The following is a 20,802-nucleotide window of genomic DNA, read 5'->3' on the forward strand; positions in this document are numbered from 1 at the left end:
ATATGTGCCGTGAATGCGCCGCCGCCCGTCTCGAGGCTGACGGCGGCGGTTTTGATCAGGGGTTTTGACTATGACAGCTTATGACTACGATCTTTTCGTCATCGGTGGCGGTTCCGGCGGCGTGCGCAGCGGCCGCGTGGCGGCCTCGCTCGGCAAGCGCGTCGCAATCGCCGAGGAATACCGCTATGGCGGAACCTGCGTCATCCGCGGCTGCGTGCCGAAGAAGCTGTTCGTTTATGCCTCGCAATTCCCTGAGCATTTCGAGGATTCGGAAGGATTCGGCTGGAGCGTCGGCGAGCGCAGCTTCGACTGGAAGAAGCTGATCGCGGCCAAGGACAAGGAAATCGCCCGTCTCGAAGGGCTCTACCGCAAGGGTCTGGAAAACGCCAAGGCTGATATTTTCGACAGCCGGGCGGAACTGGTCGACGCCCATACCGTGAAGCTGACGAAAACCGGCGAGACCTTCACCGCCGAGCGTATCGTGATTGCCGTCGGCGGCACGCCGAACGAGCACAAGGCGCTGCCCGGCCATGAGCTGACGATCTCGTCCAACGAGGCCTTCGACCTGGAAGAGCTGCCGAAGTCGATCCTGATCGCCGGCGGCGGTTACATCGCGGTCGAATTCGCCAATATCTTCCATGGACTCGGCGTTGAAACGACCCTGATCTACCGCGGCAAGGAAATCCTGTCGCGTTTCGATCAGGACATGCGCAAGGGTCTGCACGAGGCCATGGAGGCCAAGGGCATCAGGATCCTGCTCGGCGATGTCATCGAAGAAGTGACGAAGGGTGAGGGCGTATTGCAGGCCCGCACCAAGAACCATGGCACGCTTGCCGTCGAGACGGTGATGCTGGCGCTCGGGCGCGATCCGAACACGAAAGGTCTCGGTCTCGAAAATGCCGGTGTGAAGCTCGATGCGCGCGGCGCGATCATCGTCGACGATTATTCGCGCACCAACGTGCCGAATATCTTCGCTTTGGGCGACGTCACTGACCGGGTACAGCTGACGCCGGTGGCGATCCATGAGGCCATGTGCTTCATCGAAACCGAATACAAGAACAACCCGACCAAGCCGGATCATGAGCTGATCGCGACGGCGGTGTTCTCGCAGCCGGAAATCGGAACCGTCGGTCTTTCGGAAGAGGAAGCCGGCAAGAAATATCCGGAACTGGAAGTTTATCGCGCCCAGTTCCGGCCGATGAAGGCGACGCTTTCCGGCCGTCAGGAAAAGACGATCATGAAGCTGATCGTCAATGCCGCCGACCGCAAGGTCGTGGGCGCGCATATTCTCGGCCATGAGGCGGGCGAGATGGCGCAGCTTCTCGGCATCACGCTGAAAGCCGGCTGCACCAAGGATGATTTCGACCGCACCATGGCGGTTCATCCGACGGCCGCCGAAGAGCTGGTGACGATGTATTCGCCGAGCTATCGCGTCGTGAATGGCGAGCGTGTGTAACGCCGGTACAGGCGTGATATAATCGTCGCCCACATCAGCCTGCCGCCCTTTGAAAGCGAAGTTTTCGAATGGCGGCGGGGTTGTTAAATCGTTTGAATTGACTTTTGTGCGTCTGGAGCGCGCAAAACGGGCAGAATGAGCCGGATGGCTCAGGGATCGGCTATGCAAAGCCGATGCTTGGAGCTATAAGCCGCTCAATTTTTCGAGGCGGCCGCGCGACGTCGCGCGGGCGAGAAAAGGGTGAGAACATGGCACAGAATTGGACCCCCGGCAGCTGGCGGCAGAAACCGATCCAGCAGGTTCCCGAATATCCGGATGCGGCAGCGCTTGCGGCAACGGAAGCCACGCTTGCGACCTATCCGCCCCTGGTCTTTGCCGGTGAAGCACGCCGCTTGAAAAAACAGCTTGCCAACGTGGCGGAAGGCAACGCCTTTCTGCTGCAGGGCGGCGATTGCGCTGAAAGCTTCGCCGAACATGGCGCGGACAATATCCGCGACTTCTTCCGCGCCTTCCTGCAGATGGCCGTCGTGCTGACCTATGGCGCGCAGCTGCCCGTCGTGAAGGTCGGCCGCATTGCCGGTCAGTTCGCCAAGCCGCGTTCTTCCAACGTGGAAGCGCAGGATGGCGTGACGCTGCCGTCTTACCGCGGCGACATCATTAATGGCATCGAATTCAACGAGGCCTCGCGCATTCCGAACCCGGAGCGGCAGCTTGACGCCTACCGCCAGTCGGCGGCGACGCTGAACCTGCTCCGCGCTTTCGCGATGGGCGGTTACGCCAACCTCGAAAACGTTCACCAGTGGATGCTCGGCTTCATCAAGGACAGCCCGCAGGCGGACCGTTACCGCAAGCTGGCCGACCGTATTTCCGAGACCATGGATTTCATGAAGGCGATCGGGATCACGGCGGAGAGCAATCCGAGCCTGCGCGAGACCGACTTCTTCACCAGCCATGAGGCGCTGCTTCTCGGCTACGAAGAGGCGCTTACCCGCGTCGATTCCACCTCCGGCGACTGGTACGCCACCTCGGGCCACATGATCTGGATCGGCGACCGCACGCGCCAGCTCGATCATGCGCATGTGGAATATTTCCGTGGCATCAAGAACCCGATCGGCCTGAAATGTGGTCCGTCGCTGACGCCCGACAATCTGATCGAGCTGATCGATGCGCTGAACCCGGCGAACGAGGCCGGACGCCTGACGCTGATTTGCCGTTTCGGCCATGACAAGGTGGCGGACAGCCTGCCGAAGCTCATCCGTGCGGTTGAGAAGGAAGGCCGCAAAGTCGTCTGGTCCTGCGATCCGATGCATGGCAACACGATCACGCTCAACCACTACAAGACGCGTCCTTTCGAGCGCATCCTGTCGGAAGTCGAAAGCTTCTTCCAGATCCACCGCGCCGAAGGCACGCATCCGGGCGGCATCCATATCGAGATGACCGGCAAGGACGTGACGGAATGCACGGGCGGCGCGCGCGCCGTGACGGCGGATTCGCTGTCCGACCGTTACCACACCCATTGCGATCCGCGCCTCAATGCCGATCAGGCGCTGGAACTGGCGTTCCTGCTGTCCGAGCGCATGAAGAGCGGCCGCGATGAAAAGCGTCTGGCAATCGCCAACGCCTGATCTGACACCATAAACAAAAAAGCCGCCGGGAGACCCTCCGGCGGCTTTTTCATGCGCGGTACTGAATTATTGCACCAGCGCCGGCTGCTGGCAGCGGACATCCGTGACCCGCACATCGGCTTCGCCGATCTTGACGCCGAGAACCAGAAGCACGTTGTAGAGCAGCTGATCGACCGGAGCGGTGACTGCCGCAAGCGTGTTGGCAAGCGCCGACTAATGCCCGCCAGGCCTCCCAAATCCAGGTTGAGGAAGAGAAGCCTGATATCCAGGTTGAGGTTCTTCAGCAGTGAACTGACAAGAGTGGTGACGGTGTCCTTGGTGGAGACACTCTTGATCTTGGCCTGGGTAATATCGGACTGCGTGAAGGTCAGTTTGGTTTTGGTCATATTGGTGGCATTGATGAGGGCGCTGCCATTGATGGCGAGCAGCGCCGAGTCCACGATTGCGGCCTTGGTGACGCGCGGGTCCCTGCCGAAATTGGCAAAGGCTGTGGTATCGACATTGCCAAGGGCGATTTCGACGATCCCGGGAACGACCTCGACATCGACGGTGCCCTGTCCGCCGCCCGTGCAGCGAATATCGGCAAGCCGCGCTTCGGCATGGGCGACTTCCACATAAAGCGGGAGATTGACCTTGAGGCCGGCAATGGCCTGAAGCCCGTCCACCACGACGCTGACCGCAAGACGGGTCTGTGCGGTGCGCACCACGGTGCCCTGACCGCCGACGGCGAGCGACGGCGTTTCGACCGGCGGTTCACCGATGGCGAGTGTCGCTTTGACCGAGGCGAGGCCGAGAAGATTGGCGTTGATATTAAGCCCCAGCTGGTTGCCGCCATTGCCCGCCACGGCGGCGGCATTGATGAGATCGAAGACGCCGGCGGTGACCTTGAGGTTTTCGCCCGTACCGATCAGCTTGTCCGAGAACGGGCCGAGATTGAGTATCTCCTCGAGCTTGATCTTGACGTTGCTCTTGTTGACGGTTTTTTGCAGCGTATTCAAAATGTTGACGACCGCCGGCTGCAACCCCGTGGTTTTCGTCAGCACGTCGAGGAATTTGCCGTAGCTGATTTCCGTTTTCAGAACATCCTTATAGGTGCCGGCGGTGAGGTTGAGATCGATGGCCAGCGCCTCGACGATCTTGAGCGCATTGACATCGGCGGCGAGAAGCGCCTGATAATCCATGAGTTTCAATGAAACCGTGGTGCCGAGCAGACCGCCGAGCAGGCTGTTGAGAATTCCCTCATCGAGGCTGGCGAGGCGCGATCCCACCGAAAATGCCGCGATCCTTTGGGACGAGGCCGTTCCGACCGCCGAGACCTTTGGCGGCTTGGTGAAGGCGGAAGCGAAGAATATCTGGCCCTGTTCAACGATGTTCACCTTTATCGCATTGGTGGGCAGGGCGTTATCGACGAAACGCTGGCCGACCGGGACTGTCGCATCCGGCTCGTAATGACCCTTGATGACCTCGGCATAACCCTTGCTGTTGGCGAATTCATTCAGCGGGTCGAAGGGTTGCAGGCCCTTTTCGGTCAAAAGTCCCTGGGCCGTCCTGACACCGAGATCCATACCATTGAGGGCGAAATATTGCTGAACCGCCTTTTCGGCGTCCGTGGCGTTGGCTGCCGCTGATATGGCCGCGAGATCGGCGGTCTGCTGCAATTGCCGTTTCTGCAATGTCAGATAACCGTAATCGACGCCGAGCGCCAATATGCCGATGAAGAGCGGTGCGGTGAGCCCCGCCGAAATGGCGATGTTGCCCGTTTTATCCTTGAGGAAGCGGGGAAGCAGGGAATGAAAATCTCGCATGTCATGCTCCTCCGATCCGGATGGTGGAAAAACGCCGGATGACCGGCTCGGGCAGGGTGTAGCTGTAGAGGCTCCAGATCGGCAGATCGCGGGCGTCATATTCGACCTTCACCGTGAACTGGTTGGCATTGGCGGGATCCGTCGCGACATCGACGGTGAAGCGGCTCTTGTCCATGAAGGCGTAGCTTAGGTCGCTTTTGGTGACGAAATCCCGGGCAAGCTGCTGGCGCTCGGTCGTATTGAGGCCGGCAACCGCCGTCCGCGCCGCGTCGGCGGCGATCTGCTGCACCGAATAGGCCGCCATCAGATAAATGCCGTAGGCGATCATGGTGAGCAGGACGAGAAAGAATATCGGTGCGACGATGGCGAACTCGACAGCAGACGAGCCAGATCTATCGCGAAAGAAACGCACTCCATTAAACATAAAGCACCCCCGTTCCTTCAGGCATCAAGGTTCGATGCCTTGATTTATTATTTTCGGAAATGCTAATTTATAGGTGTTAATTTTGTGTTGATGCCGCTCCTATGGGTTGCAGCTCTTCTTAAACTTTCGCGTTTACTTCAGATCAGCCGGAGGCCTTTGAAACTGGCGTGGCCGTCCTTGCCGATGATGATGTGGTCGTGGACGGCGATGCCGAGCGGCTTTGCCGTATCGATGATGGTCTTGGTCATCTCGATATCGGCGCGCGAAGGTGTTGGGTCTCCACTTGGATGATTGCTGATTAAAATCAAGGCGGTAGATGAAAGTTCAAGGGCGCGGCGCACGACTTCGCGCGGGTAGACCGGCGTGTGATCCACGGTTCCCTGACCCTGCACCTCATCGGCGATCAGGACGTTGCGCTTGTCGAGGAACAGGACGCGGAACTGTTCGCGCGTTTCATGGGCCATGGCGGCATGGCAATAGTCGATGACCGAGGACCAGGAGCCGAGCACCTGCTTGTTGCGGATCTCGCTTTTCAACATGCGCTGGGAAACGGAGGCGACGAGCTTCAGATCGAGCGCCACGGTTTCGCCCACGCCCTTCACCTCCTGCAACAGCGGCAAGGGCGCGCCAAGCACGCTGCCAAGCGTTCCGAAACGGGCGATCAGGGCCTTGGCGATGGGTTTGGTATCGCGCCGCGGGATCAGCCGGAAGAGAAGAAGCTCCAGCAATTCGTAATCGGCGAGCGCCGCGTCGCCGCCATCGCGATAACGCGCCCGCAGCCGGTCGCGATGTCCGTGATAATGGGCGGCATCCGTTTCCTGTTCGACCACGGCTGCCGGCCTTTTCGTACCGCTTCGCGATTCGGCAAAAAAGCCGCGCTCATCCGCTCCGTTGAACAGATCGCCTTCGCCCGCCTGAAAGCCGGGAGTTTTGGAAAGATCGGCGGAAGGCGGGGCGGGGCGTTTTGCCATAGGCGGGTCTGGCCTTATGCGGGGGGAAGCGGCGGCAGGCCCGGACGGTCGAAGCCGCCGGGCGACAGTGTGAAGATCTCGCAGCCCGTGGCCGTGACGCCGACGGCATGTTCATATTGTGCGGAGAGCGACCGGTCGCGCGTTACCGCCGTCCAGCCGTCGGAAAGCACCTTCACATGCGGTTTGCCGAGATTGATCATCGGCTCGATGGTGAAGATCATGCCTTCGCGGATTTCCGGCCCTTCGTCCGGGCGGCCGTAATGCAGGATGTTCGGCGTGTCGTGGAACAGGCGTCCGACGCCATGGCCGCAGAAATCGCGCACCACCGAGCAGCGCTCCGCTTCCGCATAGGCCTGGATCGCCGCGCCGATTGCGCCGGTGCGCGCGCCGGGCTTCACCGCCGCGATGCCGCGCAGCAGGCATTCATAGGTCACTTCCATCAGCCGCTCGGCGGCGCGCTTGATCTGGCCGACCGGATACATGCGGCTCGAATCGCCATGCCATCCGTCAAGCACATAGGTCACGTCGATATTGACGATATCGCCTTCGCGCAGCGGCTTTTCATCCGGAATGCCGTGGCAGACGACGTGGTTGATCGAGGTGCAGACGGATTTGGTATAACCGCGATAATTCAGCGTCGCCGGCAGCGCGCCGTGGTCGGCGCCGAATTCGAAGACGAAACGATCGATGGCGTCGGTCGTCACGCCCGGCTTGACGATTGCGGCGAGTTCATCGAGGCAACGCGCCGTCAGCTGGCACGCCTTGCGCATCCCGTCGAAGTCCTCAGGGGTATAGAGGCGGATGACGCCGGTATTCTTGAGGGGGGCGGAGGCTGCGTCGATATAGGTGACCATCTTGGTGCTTTCTGTCTCTTTACGTCCCTGTTCATAAAACAGCCGGACGCCATTCGTCCATCTTAACCGTTCCGCTGACCGAAATTTGTGCCGGGGAGACCGTGCATTTCACCGCGTAGGCCTCCACGCCGCGCGCCATCGCCCGCTGAAACGCCAGCGCATAGACAGGATCGAGATCGTCGCAGATGCGCATCCTTTCGCAATCGTCGCGCTGGATGAGATAGAGCATCACCGAACGGTAACCTGCTTCCGCAGCGTCACCCAGTTCCTCCAGATGTTTCGCACCGCGTTTGGTGGCGGTATCGGGAAATTCGGCGAGGCCTTGTTCGCGCATGAAATGCACGTTCTTCACTTCCACATAGGCGTCCGGCCGGCCGGGCTCGGACAGCAGGAAATCGATGCGGGAGTTGCGGCCATATTTCTGTTCGCGCCGGATCGTCGAATAGCCGCCGAGTTCCGGAATACGGCCGTTCAGGATCGCTTCTTCCGCCAGCCGGTTCGGCATGCCGGTATTGATGCCGACCGTGGTGCCATCGGCCTCGACCATTTCCAGCATGTGCCGGTACTTGCGGGTGGGGCTGTCATGTTCCGACAGCCATATGCGGGAGCCCGGAGCCGTGAGCCCGCGCATGGAGCCGGTATTGGGGCAGGAGCCGGTGATCGCGGTGCCGTCTTCCAGAATGGCGTCGAACAGGAAGCGCTTGTAGCGGGCGATCAGCGTGGCGGGAGTAAGCGGGGGCGTGAAGAGCATGTGGCCTGAAAGATGTTAGATGATGGAACTGGTCAGGAGAGGACGTAGGTTCCCGGCGCATCGCCGAGCACGGGGCGCTTGCCGTCCTCCGGTTTTCGCGCCTTTACCTTCTCGCCATCCTGGCTTTCGATCCAGTTCTGCCAGTGCACCCACCAGGAGCCCTTATGCGGGGTGGTGGCGGCCTGCCAGCCGTCGAAGTCGCCGGCCGGTGATGGGCCTGTCCAATATTGGTATTTTTCAAGCTGCGGCGGATTGATGACGCCGGCTATGTGGCCGGAAGCGCCGAGCACGAATTCCACCGGTCCGCCGAACAGGGCGGCACCGGTGAAGACCGATTTCGCCGGGGCGATATGGTCGTCGCGGGTGGCGAGATCATAGACGGGGATTTTGATGTCGCCGAGATTGATCCGCTTGCCGGCGACCCGCATCAGCCCGCGGGCGAGATTGTTCTCGAGGTAACAATTGCGCAGATAAAAAGAGTGGCTGGCGGCCGTCACCCGGGTCGAATCGGAGTTCCAGTAGAGCAGGTCGAAGGGCAGGGGCTCGGCGCCGCGCAGGTAGTTATCGACCACATAGGGCCAGATGAGATCAGACGCGCGCAGCATGTTGAAGACGGTCGCCATGATCGAGCCGTCGAGATAACCGACCGCCTGCATGTGCTTGTCCAGCGCGGCAAGCTGGCCTTCGTCTATGAAGACTTTGAGATCGCCGGCATGGATGAAATCGGTCTGGGCGGCCAATAGCGTGGCGCTGCGGATGCGCTCATCGCCTTGCTGCGCATGCAGCGCCAGCGCCGAGGATAAAAGCGTGCCGCCGACGCAATAACCGATGGCGTTGATTTCTTTTTCGCCGGTCCGCTCCTCGATGGTGTCCAGCGCAAAATCGATGCCTTCGCGGACGTAATCATCCCAGCCCTTGTCGGCGAGGCGGGCATCCGGGTTAATCCAGGAGACCATGAAGACGCTGTGGCCCTGCTCGAGGCACCAGCCGACGAAGGATTTCTGCGGGTTGAGATCGAGAATGTAGAATTTGTTGATCCATGGCGGCACGATCAGCAAAGGCCGTTTGAAGGCCTTCTGCGTCGTCGGCGCATAATGGATGATTTCGCAGAGCGGGCTTTTTGCCACCACCTTGCCCGGCGTGACGGCGATATTCTGGCCGATGACGAATTTGCTGTAATCGGTCTGGCGCAGTTTCAGGTGGCCGTTGCCGGCCGCGACATCTTCCGCCAGCTGCGCCATGCCCTTGACGAGATTGGCGCCGCTGGAGGCGACCGTTTCGCGAAAGACCTGCGGATTGGTGAAGACGAAATTGGCCGGCGAAAGGGCCTCCGTCACCTGGCGCATGTAAAACAGCGCCTTGGTGCGGGTATGTTCGTCCAGCCCGTCTGCCTCCGTCACCATCCGGTCGGCGAAACCGACGGTGGTCTGGTAGGCTTTCAGGAGAAAATCGAAGAACGGATTGGCCTGCCAGTCGGCGTCGGCAAAACGCCTGCTCCTGCGTTCCGCAGGGCCGCTTTCGGCGGGTTTTTCCGGGGCCGAATCGGCATCGCCGGAAAACTGCGCCACTGATTTCGCCCAGAGATCGTAATAGCTGGAAAGCAGATGGGTCTGCGCCTCGAGCGAGCGCTTCGGTTCGGCCATCCAGTATTCGGCGACGTCGGAGAGCGTCTTGACGAGATCGGTTACCGGATCGGCGCTGGTCTGGGGAATCTCACCGCGTTCGCGCGGCGCCAGCCACTCGGATGCGGCCTTGCCGAGATTTTCGAGCGCACGGGCGATGTTGATCGCGAAGGTTTCCGGGTCGCGGATCAGGTAGGCCTCGGCGGAGCTGGCGTCGAAGCCGGGCGTTTTGCCGCCCTTTTTCGCGTCCCCGCCGTCAACACCTGCCATGCACCATCCTCCACCAAATTTGTGTTTGCACATTCTGCATGAAAACGAATACAAGTTCCACCAGCAAGGGGAGGCCGCAAAGGGCCGAACCGTGGTCGAATTCGATATCGGCAGATATCCTTACAGGCGGAACATGACGATGGGCAAGCACATGGGCACATGGGGAACATATGCGGAAAATGCGGCAAGAATCGCTGTGCTTTCGCTCTCCGGCGCAATGCTCGCCGCCACACTTGCCGCCTGCAAGGCTCCGGAACCGATCGTCGCGCCCGCCCATATGCGCCGCCCGACAGCCGAAATCGTCGGCCCGCGCCCGGTCAGCGACACTGCGGTGAGCCAGAAGCGCGACACCGGCACCTATCCGACCTTCTCGCAGCCGCTGACGGCCGCTGGCACCCAGATGGGCGAAGATGAGGCCTCCACCATGGAATCGAGCCTGTCGCGGCTCGGTGCGGCAAGGCGCAACGGCCAGATTTCGGAAGCCGAATACAAGCGCCGCGTGGCGGAGCTGCGGGCGCTTGCCGAAAACCAGAAGCCGGTTGCGACGCCTGCCGCGTCGCAGTGAGATCACGCCGCGCAGTTTGCGCGGTCTCAGCGACGGACCAGATTATCTTTGATTGACAAAACATGCCCCCAAACGCGCGATTCCATATGGAGCGAGCGGGTGCCTCTGTCTCTTCTCCCCGTCGGGGAGAAGTCCGCGGCAGCGGGATGAGGGGGCAAGCTCTCCGCTTATCTCTGCGCTAGCCCCCTCATCCGACCCTTCGGGCCACCTTCTCCCCGGCGGGGAGAAGAAACAAGCGGCGATGCCGAGCTTGTAACCCCTTCTTTACCCTGCCTCTGAACTTTCCGCTTACCCAAGATGTTAAGCGGATGGATGAGGTTTGCCGCTTATGATGCGGCCATAACAAACAGGCCGCTGAAAAAGCGGGGCACGGGGTGAAATATCATGAAATGCATCGCCGCTTTGCTGGTTCTTGCCGGTTTTGCGCTTGCACCCGCTCAGGCGCGGGCGCCGCACATCAATTTCGGGACACCTGCACTTCAGGGGCAGTGAGAGGCGAATTCCGTCAGTCGTTGCCGGCGGCTTCGCTCAGCACGTCGAGATCGGGCACGGTGATATGGCGATTGTTCTCGATGCGGATAATGCCTTCCTTGCGCAGCTTGGTCATTTGCCGGCTAACCGTTTCGATGGTCAGCCCGAGGAAGTCGGCGATATCGGCGCGTGAGAGCGGCAGGTCGAAGCAGGATTTGTCTTCGTTTTCCGGGTCGATATGGGTGGCGATCATATAAAGGAAGCTGGCAACCTTTTCCTGCGCCGATTTGCGCCCCAGCGTCAGCATCCAGTCGCGCGCCTCGTCCAGTTCCTTGAGGGACTGGTTGTGGAGCTTGCGTTCCATATCGGGCACTTCGGAAACCATCCGGTCGACGACGCGGCGCGGGAAGAGACAAATCTCCACATCGGTTGCGGCTTCCGCCGTCATCTTGCTTTCCGCCATGAAGGGGCGGCCGAGAAAGTCCGGTGCGAATTGCAGGCCGACGATCTGCTGGCGGCCATCCGACATCATTTTCGACAGCTTCACCACGCCGTTCAAAATATTGCCGTAGGAGGTGACGAGTTCGCCCTGGCCAAGAAGCTCATTGCCCGCTTCCAGTTTCTTGCGGCTGGAATGGCGGTTCAGCTCGCAAAGCTGCTGCGGCGTCAGGCTGCTGCAAAGCCCGCCATGGCGCGCCTCGCAGGAGCGACAAACGACGGGTTCTTCCGAATTGTGGATGGTCTTCTGCAGCGTGTCCATAAGCCTTTTCCAATGCTGGCTTTTTCAGGACGATTGCGACCGTGGGTGTCAAATCCGGTCTCATGCAAGGCTTTCGCCACGTAGCCGTCGCCCCTGCGTCTACTTTAGCAAGAACTTACGGTGCAATTTGATTGAAGTCAAAGTTGCAAACTGTCGCAGCCGTTACTGAAAGAGAGGAAATCGACATTTTCTTGATAAAAGGCAAATCGGGCGATGAATACCGAACTTCTTCACAAATATTCGGGTGCAGTGCCGCGTTACACGAGCTATCCGACCGCGCCGCATTTCCACGAGGGAATCGATAATGGCGCCTATCGCCGCTGGCTCGGCGCGCTCGGTCACAGGAATCGCCTGTCGCTTTATCTGCATATTCCCTATTGCGACCGGCTGTGCTGGTTCTGTGCCTGCCACACCAAGCACACGCTGAAATACGAGCCGATTGCCGTTTATCTTGAAGCACTTAAGCAGGAGATCGAGGCTGTCGGCGCGCTTGTTTCGCCGGATGCGGTGGTGAGTGCCGTGCATTTCGGCGGCGGCTCGCCCACCATGCTGAGGCCAGAGGACATGCAGAGCCTGATGGACTGTCTGCGGCGTCATTTCACCTTCGGCCTCGCACCCGAGATCAGCGTCGAGATGGACCCTAACGATCTGGATGACAGCCGCTACGATGCGCTTGCCGCCATCGGTATGTCGCGGGCGAGCCTCGGGGTTCAGGACTTCGATGACAAAGTGCAAAAAACCATCAACCGCATCCAGTCCTTCGAACAGACGAAATCCGTGGTGGATGCGGTGCGGGCGAGGGGCGTTCACTCGGTCAATTGCGACATTCTTTATGGGTTGCCGTTCCAGACCTGCGGAACATTGGAAAAGACGGTGAACCAGATCGTGTCGCTCGACCCCGATCGCATCGCGCTTTTCGGTTATGCGCATGTTCCGTGGATGAAAAAACACCAGTCGCTGATCCCGGAGCATGCCCTGCCGGATATTGCCGAGCGCTACCGCCAGATGACGATGGCGGCGGAGATGCTGAAACAGGCGGGTTACGAGGCCATCGGCATCGATCACTTCGCCAAGCCGACCGATACATTGTGTCAGGCCGCCGAAGCGGGCGCCCTGCGGCGGAATTTTCAGGGCTATACGACCGACACGGCCGATGCGCTGATCGGGCTTGGCGCATCGTCCATCGGCAGGCTGCCGCAGGGCTACGTGCAGAACATGGTGGCGACAGGGGAATATCAGCGAATGGTGGGCGAGGGCGGTCTTGCCGCCGTCAAGGGCATAGAGTTGACGCAGGACGATCATCTGCGCTCGCATGTCATCGAAAGGCTGATGTGCGATTTCGCTATCGATCTTTCGCAGTTGCAGCACCGTTTCGGCAAGGCGAGCCATTCCGTGAGAGCCCAGGCGCAGCATTTTGCCGCAAGCGACAGGGACGGTGTGGTGCGGATGGACGCCGATATTTTTGCGCTGACGGAGGCTGGAAAGCCCTTCGTGCGTAACATCGCGGCAATCTTCGACGCCTATCTCGGCAATGGACGCGGCCGTCATTCGGTTGCTGTTTAGGCAACAGTTTTGGGGCAAATTTCAAAGTTACGTCACGAAACCATTGGCTTTTTTGTGCGACTTGCCTATGTGGTGCGTCAGACAGGATAATTCATACGAACGACAATAAGGATTATGGGCGTGACAGCTACATTCGACAAGGTTGCCGACATTATCGCCGAAACCAGCGAAATCGACCGCGAAACCATTACGCCGGAGAGCCACACGATCGACGATCTGGGCATCGACAGCCTCGACTTTCTTGATATCGTTTTCGCGATCGACAAGGAATTCGGCATCAAGATTCCGCTCGAGCAGTGGACGCAGGAAGTCAACGAAGGCAAGGTTTCCACCGAAGAATATTTCGTGCTGAAGAACCTTTGCGCCAAGATCGATGAATTGCGCGCAGCCAAGGGCTGATGTGACAATGCCCGCTTGCAGCGGGCATTTTCTTTTGACGCCGCCTGCGGGCAAACCATGACTAACCGACCAGAGACGGGCCGGACGGATGTTGCTTGAATATTTTCAGATGATCGACAAGGTCGAAGCCGTGGACATGACGACGCGCACGTTGAAGGCGCAGTCTGTCGTTCCCGACAAAAGCCCGGTTTTCGAAGGCCACTTTCCCGGCATGCCGCTGGTTCCGGGTGTGCTTCTGATCGAGACCATGGCGCAGGCTTCCGGCATGCTGGTTCTGGCATTTTCCGATTTTGCGTCCATGCCGTTCCTGATGTCGGTCGACGGCGCCAAGATGCGCACCTTCGTAGAGCCGGGCGCGGTTCTCGACATCGAGGCGGTGCTGGAGCATGACGGCTCCGGCTTTGCCGTTACCAAGGCGAAGATCACCTCGGATGGCAAGAAGGTCTGCGACGCGCAGCTTAAGCTCAGGACCATGCCCTTCAGCGAAATCCCGCTTGGGCCTATCGTCAAGAAGCGGGCCGAGGAAGTCGGCCTGATGGCGGCGATTGCCGCGGATGCGCAGAAATAAGCGTTTCCGTCCGTTTCGAAGGAGAGCGTTTTTCCCGCCGGCCCGGTTTTTGAGCACGAAAATCGTGGGCTCGCGACGGCGGATCAGGCCTTCACCATTGCCAATCCGCATCGCGCGCTTTATTCCGCAACGCATGAAGTGGTTGTTCGCGACCGCTGTTGGATAGCCGTGACCGTTTCGACGGGGCCGGCTGCAAAGGATGACAGACGATGAAATCTGACAATGATGTGGTGATAACAGGGGTCGGCATCGTGACCTGTCACGGCGTCGGCAGCCAGGCGCATGTGGCGCTTCTTTCCGGAACCGCCGTGTCGGAGCCGGTGGTCGAGACCGAAAAGTTCAAGCCCTATCCGGTCCATCCCATGCCGGAGATCGACTGGTCCGCGCAGATCGCCAAGCGTGGCGACCAGCGCCAGATGGAAAACTGGCAGCGCCTCGGCGTTTTCGCCGCCGGTCTCGCACTCGACGATGCCGGGCTGAAGGAAGATGCCGAAGCCTGCGCCACCATGGACATGATCGTCGCCGCCGGCGGCGGCGAGCGCGACATCAATGTCGATACGCTGATCGTCGACGAAGCGCTGAAGCGCAATGACCGCGAAAAGCTGCTCAATGAGAAGCTGACGACGGAATTGCGCCCGACGCTGTTTCTCGCCCAGCTTTCCAACCTGATGGCCGGCAATATCTCCATCGTGCACAAGGTCACCGGATCTTCCCGCACCTTCATGGGCGAGGAAGCGGCCGGCATTTCCGCCGTTCAAACCGCATTTCACCGCATCCGCTCCGGCGAATCGAGCCATGCGCTGGTGGGCGGCGCTTTCTCGGCGGAACGTCCCGACATGATCCTGCTGTTTGAGGCCATCGGCGCACATGCGCAGGGCGGCTGGCAGCCGCTGTGGTCGCGCGAAGGCCAGGAAGGCGGCGGCATGGTTTCCGGTTCGCTCGGAGCCTTCCTGGTGCTGGAATCGCGCAAGCACGCCAGCGAGCGCGGCGCGCGCATTTATGCCCGCATCGACGCCATCGAGGGCGACCGCGGCAGCCGTGACGAAGGCAAGATGGAAAAGCGCATGGAGCGGCTGCTTGCTCCCGCCAAGGACAGCGCGGCGACCGTCGTATTTTCCGGCGCGAGCGGTTATGACGGCGTGACGGCCCGCGAGAAGGACATTCTCGAAAAGGCCCTGCCGAATGCCGTCATTCGCGGTTTTGGCGGCGTCACCGGCCACGGGCTGGAAGCACAGTTCCCGCTCGGGCTGGCGCTTGCCGCGCTGACGCTTGAAAGCGGCGCGAAGGTGCCTACCTTCGATGCGGCTGAGGAAAAGCCCATGGGCGAGGCGGCCAGCGAAGCCGTCGTCACCACCGTCGGCCATGTGCGCGGCGAGGGTGTCGCCGTTCTGTCCCGCGACGTTTGAGGAGAAAGACCATGACTTCCAATTTCAGGGATCATCTCGGTCGTCCCATCGTCGCCGTCACCGGCATGGGCATCATCACCTCGCTCGGGCAGGGGCTTGCCGATAACTGGGCGGCGCTGACATCGGGCAAATCGGGCATCCACAAGATCACCCGTTTCCCGACCGAGGGGCTTTCGACCCGCATCAGCGGCACGGTGGATTTCATCGATATCCCGGTTCCGAATTCCGTCGAGCGTTCCTATGCCTTCGCGCGCGAAACCACCATCGAGGCGCTGGCGCAGGCCGGTATCTCCGGCGATTTCGACGGCCCGCTGTTTCTCGCAGCGCCGCCTATCGAGCCGGAATGGAGCGCCCGTTTCGAGCTTGCCGACCGGTCTCCGCCGGCCGCCCAGCCGGGTGACGCCTATGAGCGCTTCCTGACGGCCTTCCGCCAGCGTCCCGACCCGGCATTCCAGGAAGCCGCCCTGTTCGGCGCGATTTCCGAGCGTCTTTCCGACCGTTTTGGCACACGCGGCCTGCCTGTCACGCTGTCTACGGCCTGTGCATCGGGCGCGACCGCGATCCAGCTCGGCGTCGAGGCAATCCGCCAGGGACGCACCGAGCGGGCGCTGACAGTTGCGACCGATGGTTCGGTCAGCGCCGAGGCGCTCATTCGCTTTTCGCTTCTCTCTGCGCTTTCGACCCAGAACGACCCGCCGGAAAAGGCCTCCAAGCCGTTCAGCAAGGACCGCGATGGTTTCGTGATCGCCGAAGGTGCTGCGACGCTGGTGCTGGAATCGCTGGAAGCCGCCGTTGCACGCGGTGCGAAGGTGCTCGGCATCATCAAGGGTGCGGGCGAGAAGGCCGACAGCTTCCACCGCACGCGGTCTTCGCCCGATGGCGGCCCGGCGATTGCGACGATCCGTGCGGCGCTTGCCGATGCGGGCGTGGCCGAAAGCGATATCGGTTACATCAACGCCCACGGCACTTCGACGCCTGAGAACGACAAGATGGAATATGGCTCCATGCTCGCCGTCTTCGGCGAGGGCCTGAAGGATATTCCGCTATCGTCCAACAAGTCGATGATCGGCCATACCCTGACTGCCGCAGGCGCCGTGGAAGCGGTGTTCTCGCTGCAGACCATGCTGACCGGCACGCTGCCGCCGACGATCAACTACAACAATCCCGATCCGACCATCACGCTCGACGTGGTGCCGAATGTGAAGCGGGATGCTCAGGTGAGTGCGGTTCTGTCCAACTCCTTCGGGTTCGGCGGGCAGAATGCAAGCCTTGTCATGACGCGGGAACCGGCTTAACCGGTTTCGCCATCAACAGGAGCGTTTCCGCGGCAATTGCGGAAACGCTCTCGCTTCTTTGATTACGCATTCCGGCCGCAAAACGGTTACAGAGTTTTGCTGGAATAGCTTTTTAGATAAACGCCCCCAGATAAACGCCCCTGGGCGAAGGACTGATATATGCGCGCTCTTCAACTCGTGGACGACCGGAAGCTCGAAAAAGTGGACCTGCCCGAACCGGATGCGCCGGCGCCGGGCGAGGTGACGCTGCGCGTCAAGGCGGTTGCGCTGAACCACATCGACGTATGGGGCTGGCGCGGCATGGCTTTCGCCAAGCGCAAGATGCCGCTGACCATCGGTGCCGAGGCTTCGGGCGTGGTCGAAGCCATCGGTCCGGGCGTTTCGAACGTGCTGCCCGGCCAGCTCGTGTCGATCTACGGCGCGCGCACCTGCGGGCTGTGCAAGCCGTGTCGCGAAGGCCGTGACAATCTGTGCGAACATGTTCAGGGCGTGCACGGTTTCCACCTCGACGGTTTTGCGCAGGAAAAGATCAATATTCCCGCCCGCCAGCTGGTGCCCGCGCCGCATGGCGTCGATGCCGTTGCTGCGGCTCTCGCACCGGTGACCTTCGGCACCGTCGAGCATATGCTGTTCGACAATGCCAAGCTTGAACCCGGCGAAACCATCCTCATCCATGCCGGCGGTTCCGGCATCGGCACGGCGGCGATCCAGCTTGCCAAGAAGATGGGCTGCACCGTCATCACCACAGTCGGTTCCGACGACAAGATCGAACGGGCAAAGGCGCTCGGGGCCGACCATGTCATCAACTACCGCACTGACCGTTTCGAGGGCGTTGTGCGCAAGCTGACGAAGAAGAAGGGTGTCGATGTTGTGTTTGAACATGTCGGCAAGGATACCTTCGTTGCCTCGATGTTCTCGCTGAAGCGTGGCGGCCGTCTCGTCACCTGCGGCTCCACCTCTGGCGTCTCCACCGAAATCAACTTGATGATGCTGTTCCAGCAGCAGCTGAAACTGCTCGGCTCCTTCGGCTGCCGCATGGAAAACATGGCCAACGCCATGCAGAAGATGGCGCGCGGCATCGTTCATCCCGTCATCGACACCGAAGTGACCTTCGACGATATCGACCGGGCGCTGGAGCGCATGGAGACGCGCCAGGTGTTCGGCAAGATCGTTCTGCGAATGGACTGAACATCTTGAAGCTGTTCCTGACACGGATTGTCCTGAAACTGGACCACTTCCGGCAGTGGTTGATTGCGACATTCGCCTTCGGCCTTCTCAACCTGCTGAAGCTTTTTCCCGCCGATGCGGGCATTCGCGCCGCCGACCGGCTGGCGCGCTGGGTGGGGCCGAAAACCGGCCGCCACAAGCTGATGCTCCATAATCTGGCGCGCGCCTTTCCGGAGAAATCCGAGGAGGAGCGGCTTGAGATCGCCATGGATAGCTGGGCCAATATGGGCCGGCTTGCGGCGGAATATGTATTTCTCGACCGGCTGTTCGATTTCGATCCGGAAAAGAACGAACCGGGCCGCATCGAGGTCGAGGGCATTCCGACCTTCCTCGAGCTGCGCGACAATCCGCGGCCCTTCATCGTCTTTACCGCCCATAGCGGCAATTTCGAATTGCTGCCGGTGGCCGGCTCGGCTTTCGGTCTCGATGTAACGGTGCTGTTCCGTCCGCCTAACAATCCATTCGTGGCGGACAAGGTGTTCAATTTCCGCAAGGAGCGCATGGGCAATCTCGTGCCGTCGCACGCCGGTTCCTCTTTCGCGCTTGCGCGGCAGCTGGAAAAGGGCGGCGGTGTCGGCGTGCTCGTCGACCAGAAGTTCGGCAAGGGTCTGACGACGAAGTTCTTCGGCCTTGAAGTCCGCACCAATCCGCTGCTTGCCAAGCTGGTGCGGCAGTTCAACTGCGATGTCTATCCGGCCCGTTGCGTGCGTCTTCCCGACAATCGCTACAGGCTGGAAATAGAGCCCAAGGTTGAAATTCCGCGCGATGAAAAGGGCAATGTCGACATTCAGGCGACGGCGCAGCTTCTGAACGATAAGGTGGAAAGCTGGGTGCGCGAATACCCCGGACAATGGCTGTGGTATCACGACCGCTGGGACGTGAAGCACCAGATTTGAGGTGACTGCCGTGCGGCCGGATTTTCCGCGATTTTCACGAAATTCGGTCGGGAAACCGTGCGTTTCGGTGCTTTTCCATATTAGCGGAACCTCATTTTTCGTTCATGGATTATCGAAATTGAAAAATTAGCGGCTGCTGTGATATTTTGGACAACAATCCTCGCGGCGTTCCTGCGTTTCGTTACGTCATTTTTAAGCGCAAAGACGCTATAATCAGGGGGCAAAGGGTTAATCCGTTCGCATTGGGAACCGGGTTATGCCCGTTCAGGGAGAGTTGGGTTGAAAGATTTGATTGAGTTGTTCTGGCTGCGTTATACGGAACTGCAATCTGCCGTTGGTAAAAACGAAGCCGACAAGATCGCAGTGCTGGAGCGTGAACTGGAGCAGCTTCTCGAGCGGGTCGTCGGGCGTCAGACAGAGAACTCCGAGGATATTCGCGAACAGTTCCGTTTCGCCATCGACCTCCTGAACCACGAGGCGGAGGATCTCGGCTGCGTGCAGCGCAATTCCGAGCTTCTGAGAACCCTGGTCGACCGTTACGTCGGCATGCCGCCCAAGGCCAAGGTCATCGGTGACGAGGACGAGGACACCCTGGAATGGCATCACCGCCATCTGATCCTCGATGAGGACATGCTCAACGATCTGGACGAGCCGGTGGTCATCGTTTCTCCCGGCTACCGCGTGTCCTTTGCCAATGCGCTTGACGCTTTCCAGCGCAATGCGCCGGAAGGGCTCGTCGGCTGCCACATTGCCGAACTCGTCGGCGTCCACCGCTTCCAGAACGACCTTCGGGAAAAACTCGACAATTGCTTCAAGGGCGATACGTCGAAATATACCTATGCGGAAGATCAGAACGGCCGGACGATCGTGAAGTCGCTGGAAATGTCCCCCTGCTATTCCTCCGCCTACAAGCTCGTCGGCGCCATGGTGGTGATCCGGGAAATTGCCGATCGCAGACGTCGCGCCACGGCGTGACGTCACCGCTGGTCTCTGACGACACTCTCCCGGCTTTGCCGTTTCCTGCTATTTCGGGAACACGGTTTCCCATATCGCGGCGATGGACCATGCGGATGATGCATCCGCAAGGAGCTTCGTCGCCATGGCCAGGCAGGAAAGCACCAGCAGCGGGCGGATGATCTTCGCGCCGTTCTTCATGGCGAAGCGGGAGCCGATCTGTGCGCCGATGAACTGGCCGACGCCCATGGCGAGGCCGAGCTTCCACAAAACCGCACCACCTATCGCAAACACAACGAAACCGCCGAAGTTCGAGCCGAGATTCAGAAGCTTGGTGTGGGCGGTTGCCTTCAACATGCCGAAACCGGCAAGCGCCACGAAGGCGAGCATGTAGAAGGATCCCGCGCCGGGGCCGAAAACACCGTCGTAGAAGCCCACCAGCGGCGCGACGGTGAAGCCGAACACGAAGGGTGTGATGCGGCGATGGCTGTCGATATCGCTGAGCTGCGGCTTGAAGGCGAAATAGATCGCAATCGCGATCAGCAGGAACGGCATGATGGTGCGCAGCAGGTCGGACGGCACGAAGGCGGCGGTGACCGCGCCGAGCCCGCCGCCAAGCATGGCCATGACGGCCATGGGCAGTTGTTCCCTCAGATTGACATGGCCGCGCCGGGCATAGGCGATGGTGGCGGAGGCAGAGCCGAACTGCGATTGCAGCTTGTTGGTGCCGAGCGTATCGAGCGGTGCAATGCCCATGATCAGCATCGCTGGAATGGTGATGAGACCGCCACCACCGGCGATGGAATCGATAAAGCCGGCAAAAATGGCGACGCAGAAGAGAACGATAAATACGTTGAGGGCGATGTCTTGCACTGGGGATATCCGGGCAGGCGGCGGGAGAGGGCTTCTTCTTTCACTGA

18 protein-coding genes and 1 pseudogene are annotated in these 20,802 nt (G+C 60.3%); 11 read left to right on the plus strand and 8 right to left on the minus strand.

Annotated features, from left to right (window positions below; translation table 11 throughout):
* Positions 1 to 70: 70 nt before the first annotated feature.
* Together gor and L904_RS25735 are read left to right on the plus strand one after the other, a co-directional pair.
* Positions 71 to 1,456: a glutathione-disulfide reductase gene (gene gor, locus L904_RS25730; protein WP_035262014.1), complete on the plus strand. Its 1,386-nt coding sequence runs from the start codon at positions 71 to 73 to the stop codon at positions 1,454 to 1,456.
* Between the two features lie 248 nt (positions 1,457 to 1,704).
* Positions 1,705 to 3,081, plus strand: coding sequence for a class II 3-deoxy-7-phosphoheptulonate synthase (locus tag L904_RS25735; protein ID WP_035262011.1), 1,377 nt, complete (start codon positions 1,705 to 1,707; stop codon positions 3,079 to 3,081).
* A 66-nt stretch (positions 3,082 to 3,147) separates the two neighbouring features.
* Here the strand turns inward: L904_RS25735 and L904_RS25740 are convergent.
* From L904_RS25740 to L904_RS25765, 6 genes and pseudogenes are all read right to left on the minus strand, one after another.
* A pseudogene (locus L904_RS25740) lies at positions 3,148 to 4,886 on the minus strand (TadG family pilus assembly protein).
* A 1-nt stretch (position 4,887) separates the two neighbouring features.
* Positions 4,888 to 5,310 carry a TadE/TadG family type IV pilus assembly protein gene (locus tag L904_RS25745; protein WP_003524819.1) on the minus strand — a complete coding sequence of 141 codons (423 nt, stop codon included), beginning with the start codon at positions 5,308 to 5,310 and terminating at the stop codon, positions 4,888 to 4,890.
* Positions 5,311 to 5,447: 137 nt separating this feature from the next.
* Positions 5,448 to 6,281, minus strand: coding sequence for a DNA repair protein RadC (gene radC, locus L904_RS25750; RefSeq protein WP_035262005.1), 834 nt, complete (start codon positions 6,279 to 6,281; stop codon positions 5,448 to 5,450).
* A gap of 14 nt (positions 6,282 to 6,295) precedes the next feature.
* On the minus strand, positions 6,296 to 7,135 hold the full coding sequence (gene map / locus L904_RS25755; RefSeq protein ID WP_035262003.1) for a type I methionyl aminopeptidase: 840 nt from the start codon (positions 7,133 to 7,135) through the stop codon (positions 6,296 to 6,298).
* Positions 7,136 to 7,166: 31 nt separating this feature from the next.
* Entirely contained in the window at positions 7,167 to 7,886 is a 720-nt protein-coding gene (sfsA, locus tag L904_RS25760) for a DNA/RNA nuclease SfsA (protein ID WP_059762707.1), read from the minus strand.
* 32 nt (positions 7,887 to 7,918) lie between these two features.
* Positions 7,919 to 9,778 (minus strand): alpha/beta hydrolase, encoded by a 1,860-nt coding sequence (locus tag L904_RS25765; protein WP_035259556.1) that lies wholly within the window; start codon positions 9,776 to 9,778, stop codon positions 7,919 to 7,921.
* A gap of 25 nt (positions 9,779 to 9,803) precedes the next feature.
* On the opposite strand from L904_RS25765, the gene L904_RS25770 reads away from it, so the two are divergent.
* Complete coding sequence (locus L904_RS25770; RefSeq protein WP_003524833.1) at positions 9,804 to 10,343, plus strand: hypothetical protein; 540 nt, start codon at positions 9,804 to 9,806, stop codon at positions 10,341 to 10,343.
* Between the two features lie 505 nt (positions 10,344 to 10,848).
* Here the strand turns inward: L904_RS25770 and fnrN are convergent.
* Entirely contained in the window at positions 10,849 to 11,574 is a 726-nt protein-coding gene (gene fnrN, locus L904_RS25775; protein ID WP_035260213.1) for a transcriptional regulator FnrN, read from the minus strand.
* Between the two features lie 213 nt (positions 11,575 to 11,787).
* Here fnrN and hemN point away from each other — a divergent pair, with 213 nt between their 5' ends.
* The 8 genes from hemN (at position 11,788) to L904_RS25815 (ending at position 19,903) form a co-directional block, all read left to right on the plus strand.
* Entirely contained in the window at positions 11,788 to 13,137 is a 1,350-nt protein-coding gene (gene hemN, locus L904_RS25780; RefSeq protein WP_020812173.1) for an oxygen-independent coproporphyrinogen III oxidase, read from the plus strand.
* Between the two features lie 114 nt (positions 13,138 to 13,251).
* Positions 13,252 to 13,536 (plus strand): acyl carrier protein, encoded by a 285-nt coding sequence (locus L904_RS25785; RefSeq protein WP_003495848.1) that lies wholly within the window; start codon positions 13,252 to 13,254, stop codon positions 13,534 to 13,536.
* Positions 13,537 to 13,624: 88 nt separating this feature from the next.
* Positions 13,625 to 14,104 (plus strand): 3-hydroxyacyl-ACP dehydratase FabZ family protein, encoded by a 480-nt coding sequence (locus tag L904_RS25790; RefSeq protein WP_020810293.1) that lies wholly within the window; start codon positions 13,625 to 13,627, stop codon positions 14,102 to 14,104.
* A 209-nt stretch (positions 14,105 to 14,313) separates the two neighbouring features.
* Positions 14,314 to 15,510, plus strand: a complete 1,197-nt coding sequence (locus tag L904_RS25795; RefSeq protein ID WP_020810294.1) for a beta-ketoacyl-ACP synthase — start codon at positions 14,314 to 14,316, stop codon at positions 15,508 to 15,510.
* An 11-nt stretch (positions 15,511 to 15,521) separates the two neighbouring features.
* Positions 15,522 to 16,805, plus strand: a complete 1,284-nt coding sequence (locus L904_RS25800) for a beta-ketoacyl-ACP synthase (protein WP_003524844.1) — start codon at positions 15,522 to 15,524, stop codon at positions 16,803 to 16,805.
* Positions 16,806 to 16,964: 159 nt separating this feature from the next.
* Entirely contained in the window at positions 16,965 to 17,993 is a 1,029-nt protein-coding gene (locus L904_RS25805; protein WP_020810295.1) for a zinc-binding dehydrogenase, read from the plus strand.
* Between the two features lie 5 nt (positions 17,994 to 17,998).
* Positions 17,999 to 18,928 (plus strand): lipid A biosynthesis lauroyl acyltransferase, encoded by a 930-nt coding sequence (locus L904_RS25810; RefSeq protein ID WP_003524846.1) that lies wholly within the window; start codon positions 17,999 to 18,001, stop codon positions 18,926 to 18,928.
* Between the two features lie 279 nt (positions 18,929 to 19,207).
* Positions 19,208 to 19,903, plus strand: a complete 696-nt coding sequence (locus tag L904_RS25815) for a hypothetical protein (RefSeq protein ID WP_020810296.1) — start codon at positions 19,208 to 19,210, stop codon at positions 19,901 to 19,903.
* Positions 19,904 to 19,951: 48 nt separating this feature from the next.
* Here L904_RS25815 and L904_RS25820 read toward each other — a convergent pair whose 3' ends face one another.
* The gene (locus L904_RS25820) at positions 19,952 to 20,755 is read right to left on the minus strand and encodes a TSUP family transporter (protein WP_031233909.1); all 804 of its coding nucleotides are present in this window, start codon (positions 20,753 to 20,755) and stop codon (positions 19,952 to 19,954) included.
* Positions 20,756 to 20,802: the final 47 nt, after the last annotated feature.

The organism is Agrobacterium sp. LY4 (genome assembly GCF_001526585.1).
Taxonomy (GTDB): Bacteria; Pseudomonadota; Alphaproteobacteria; order Rhizobiales; family Rhizobiaceae; genus Agrobacterium; species Agrobacterium leguminum.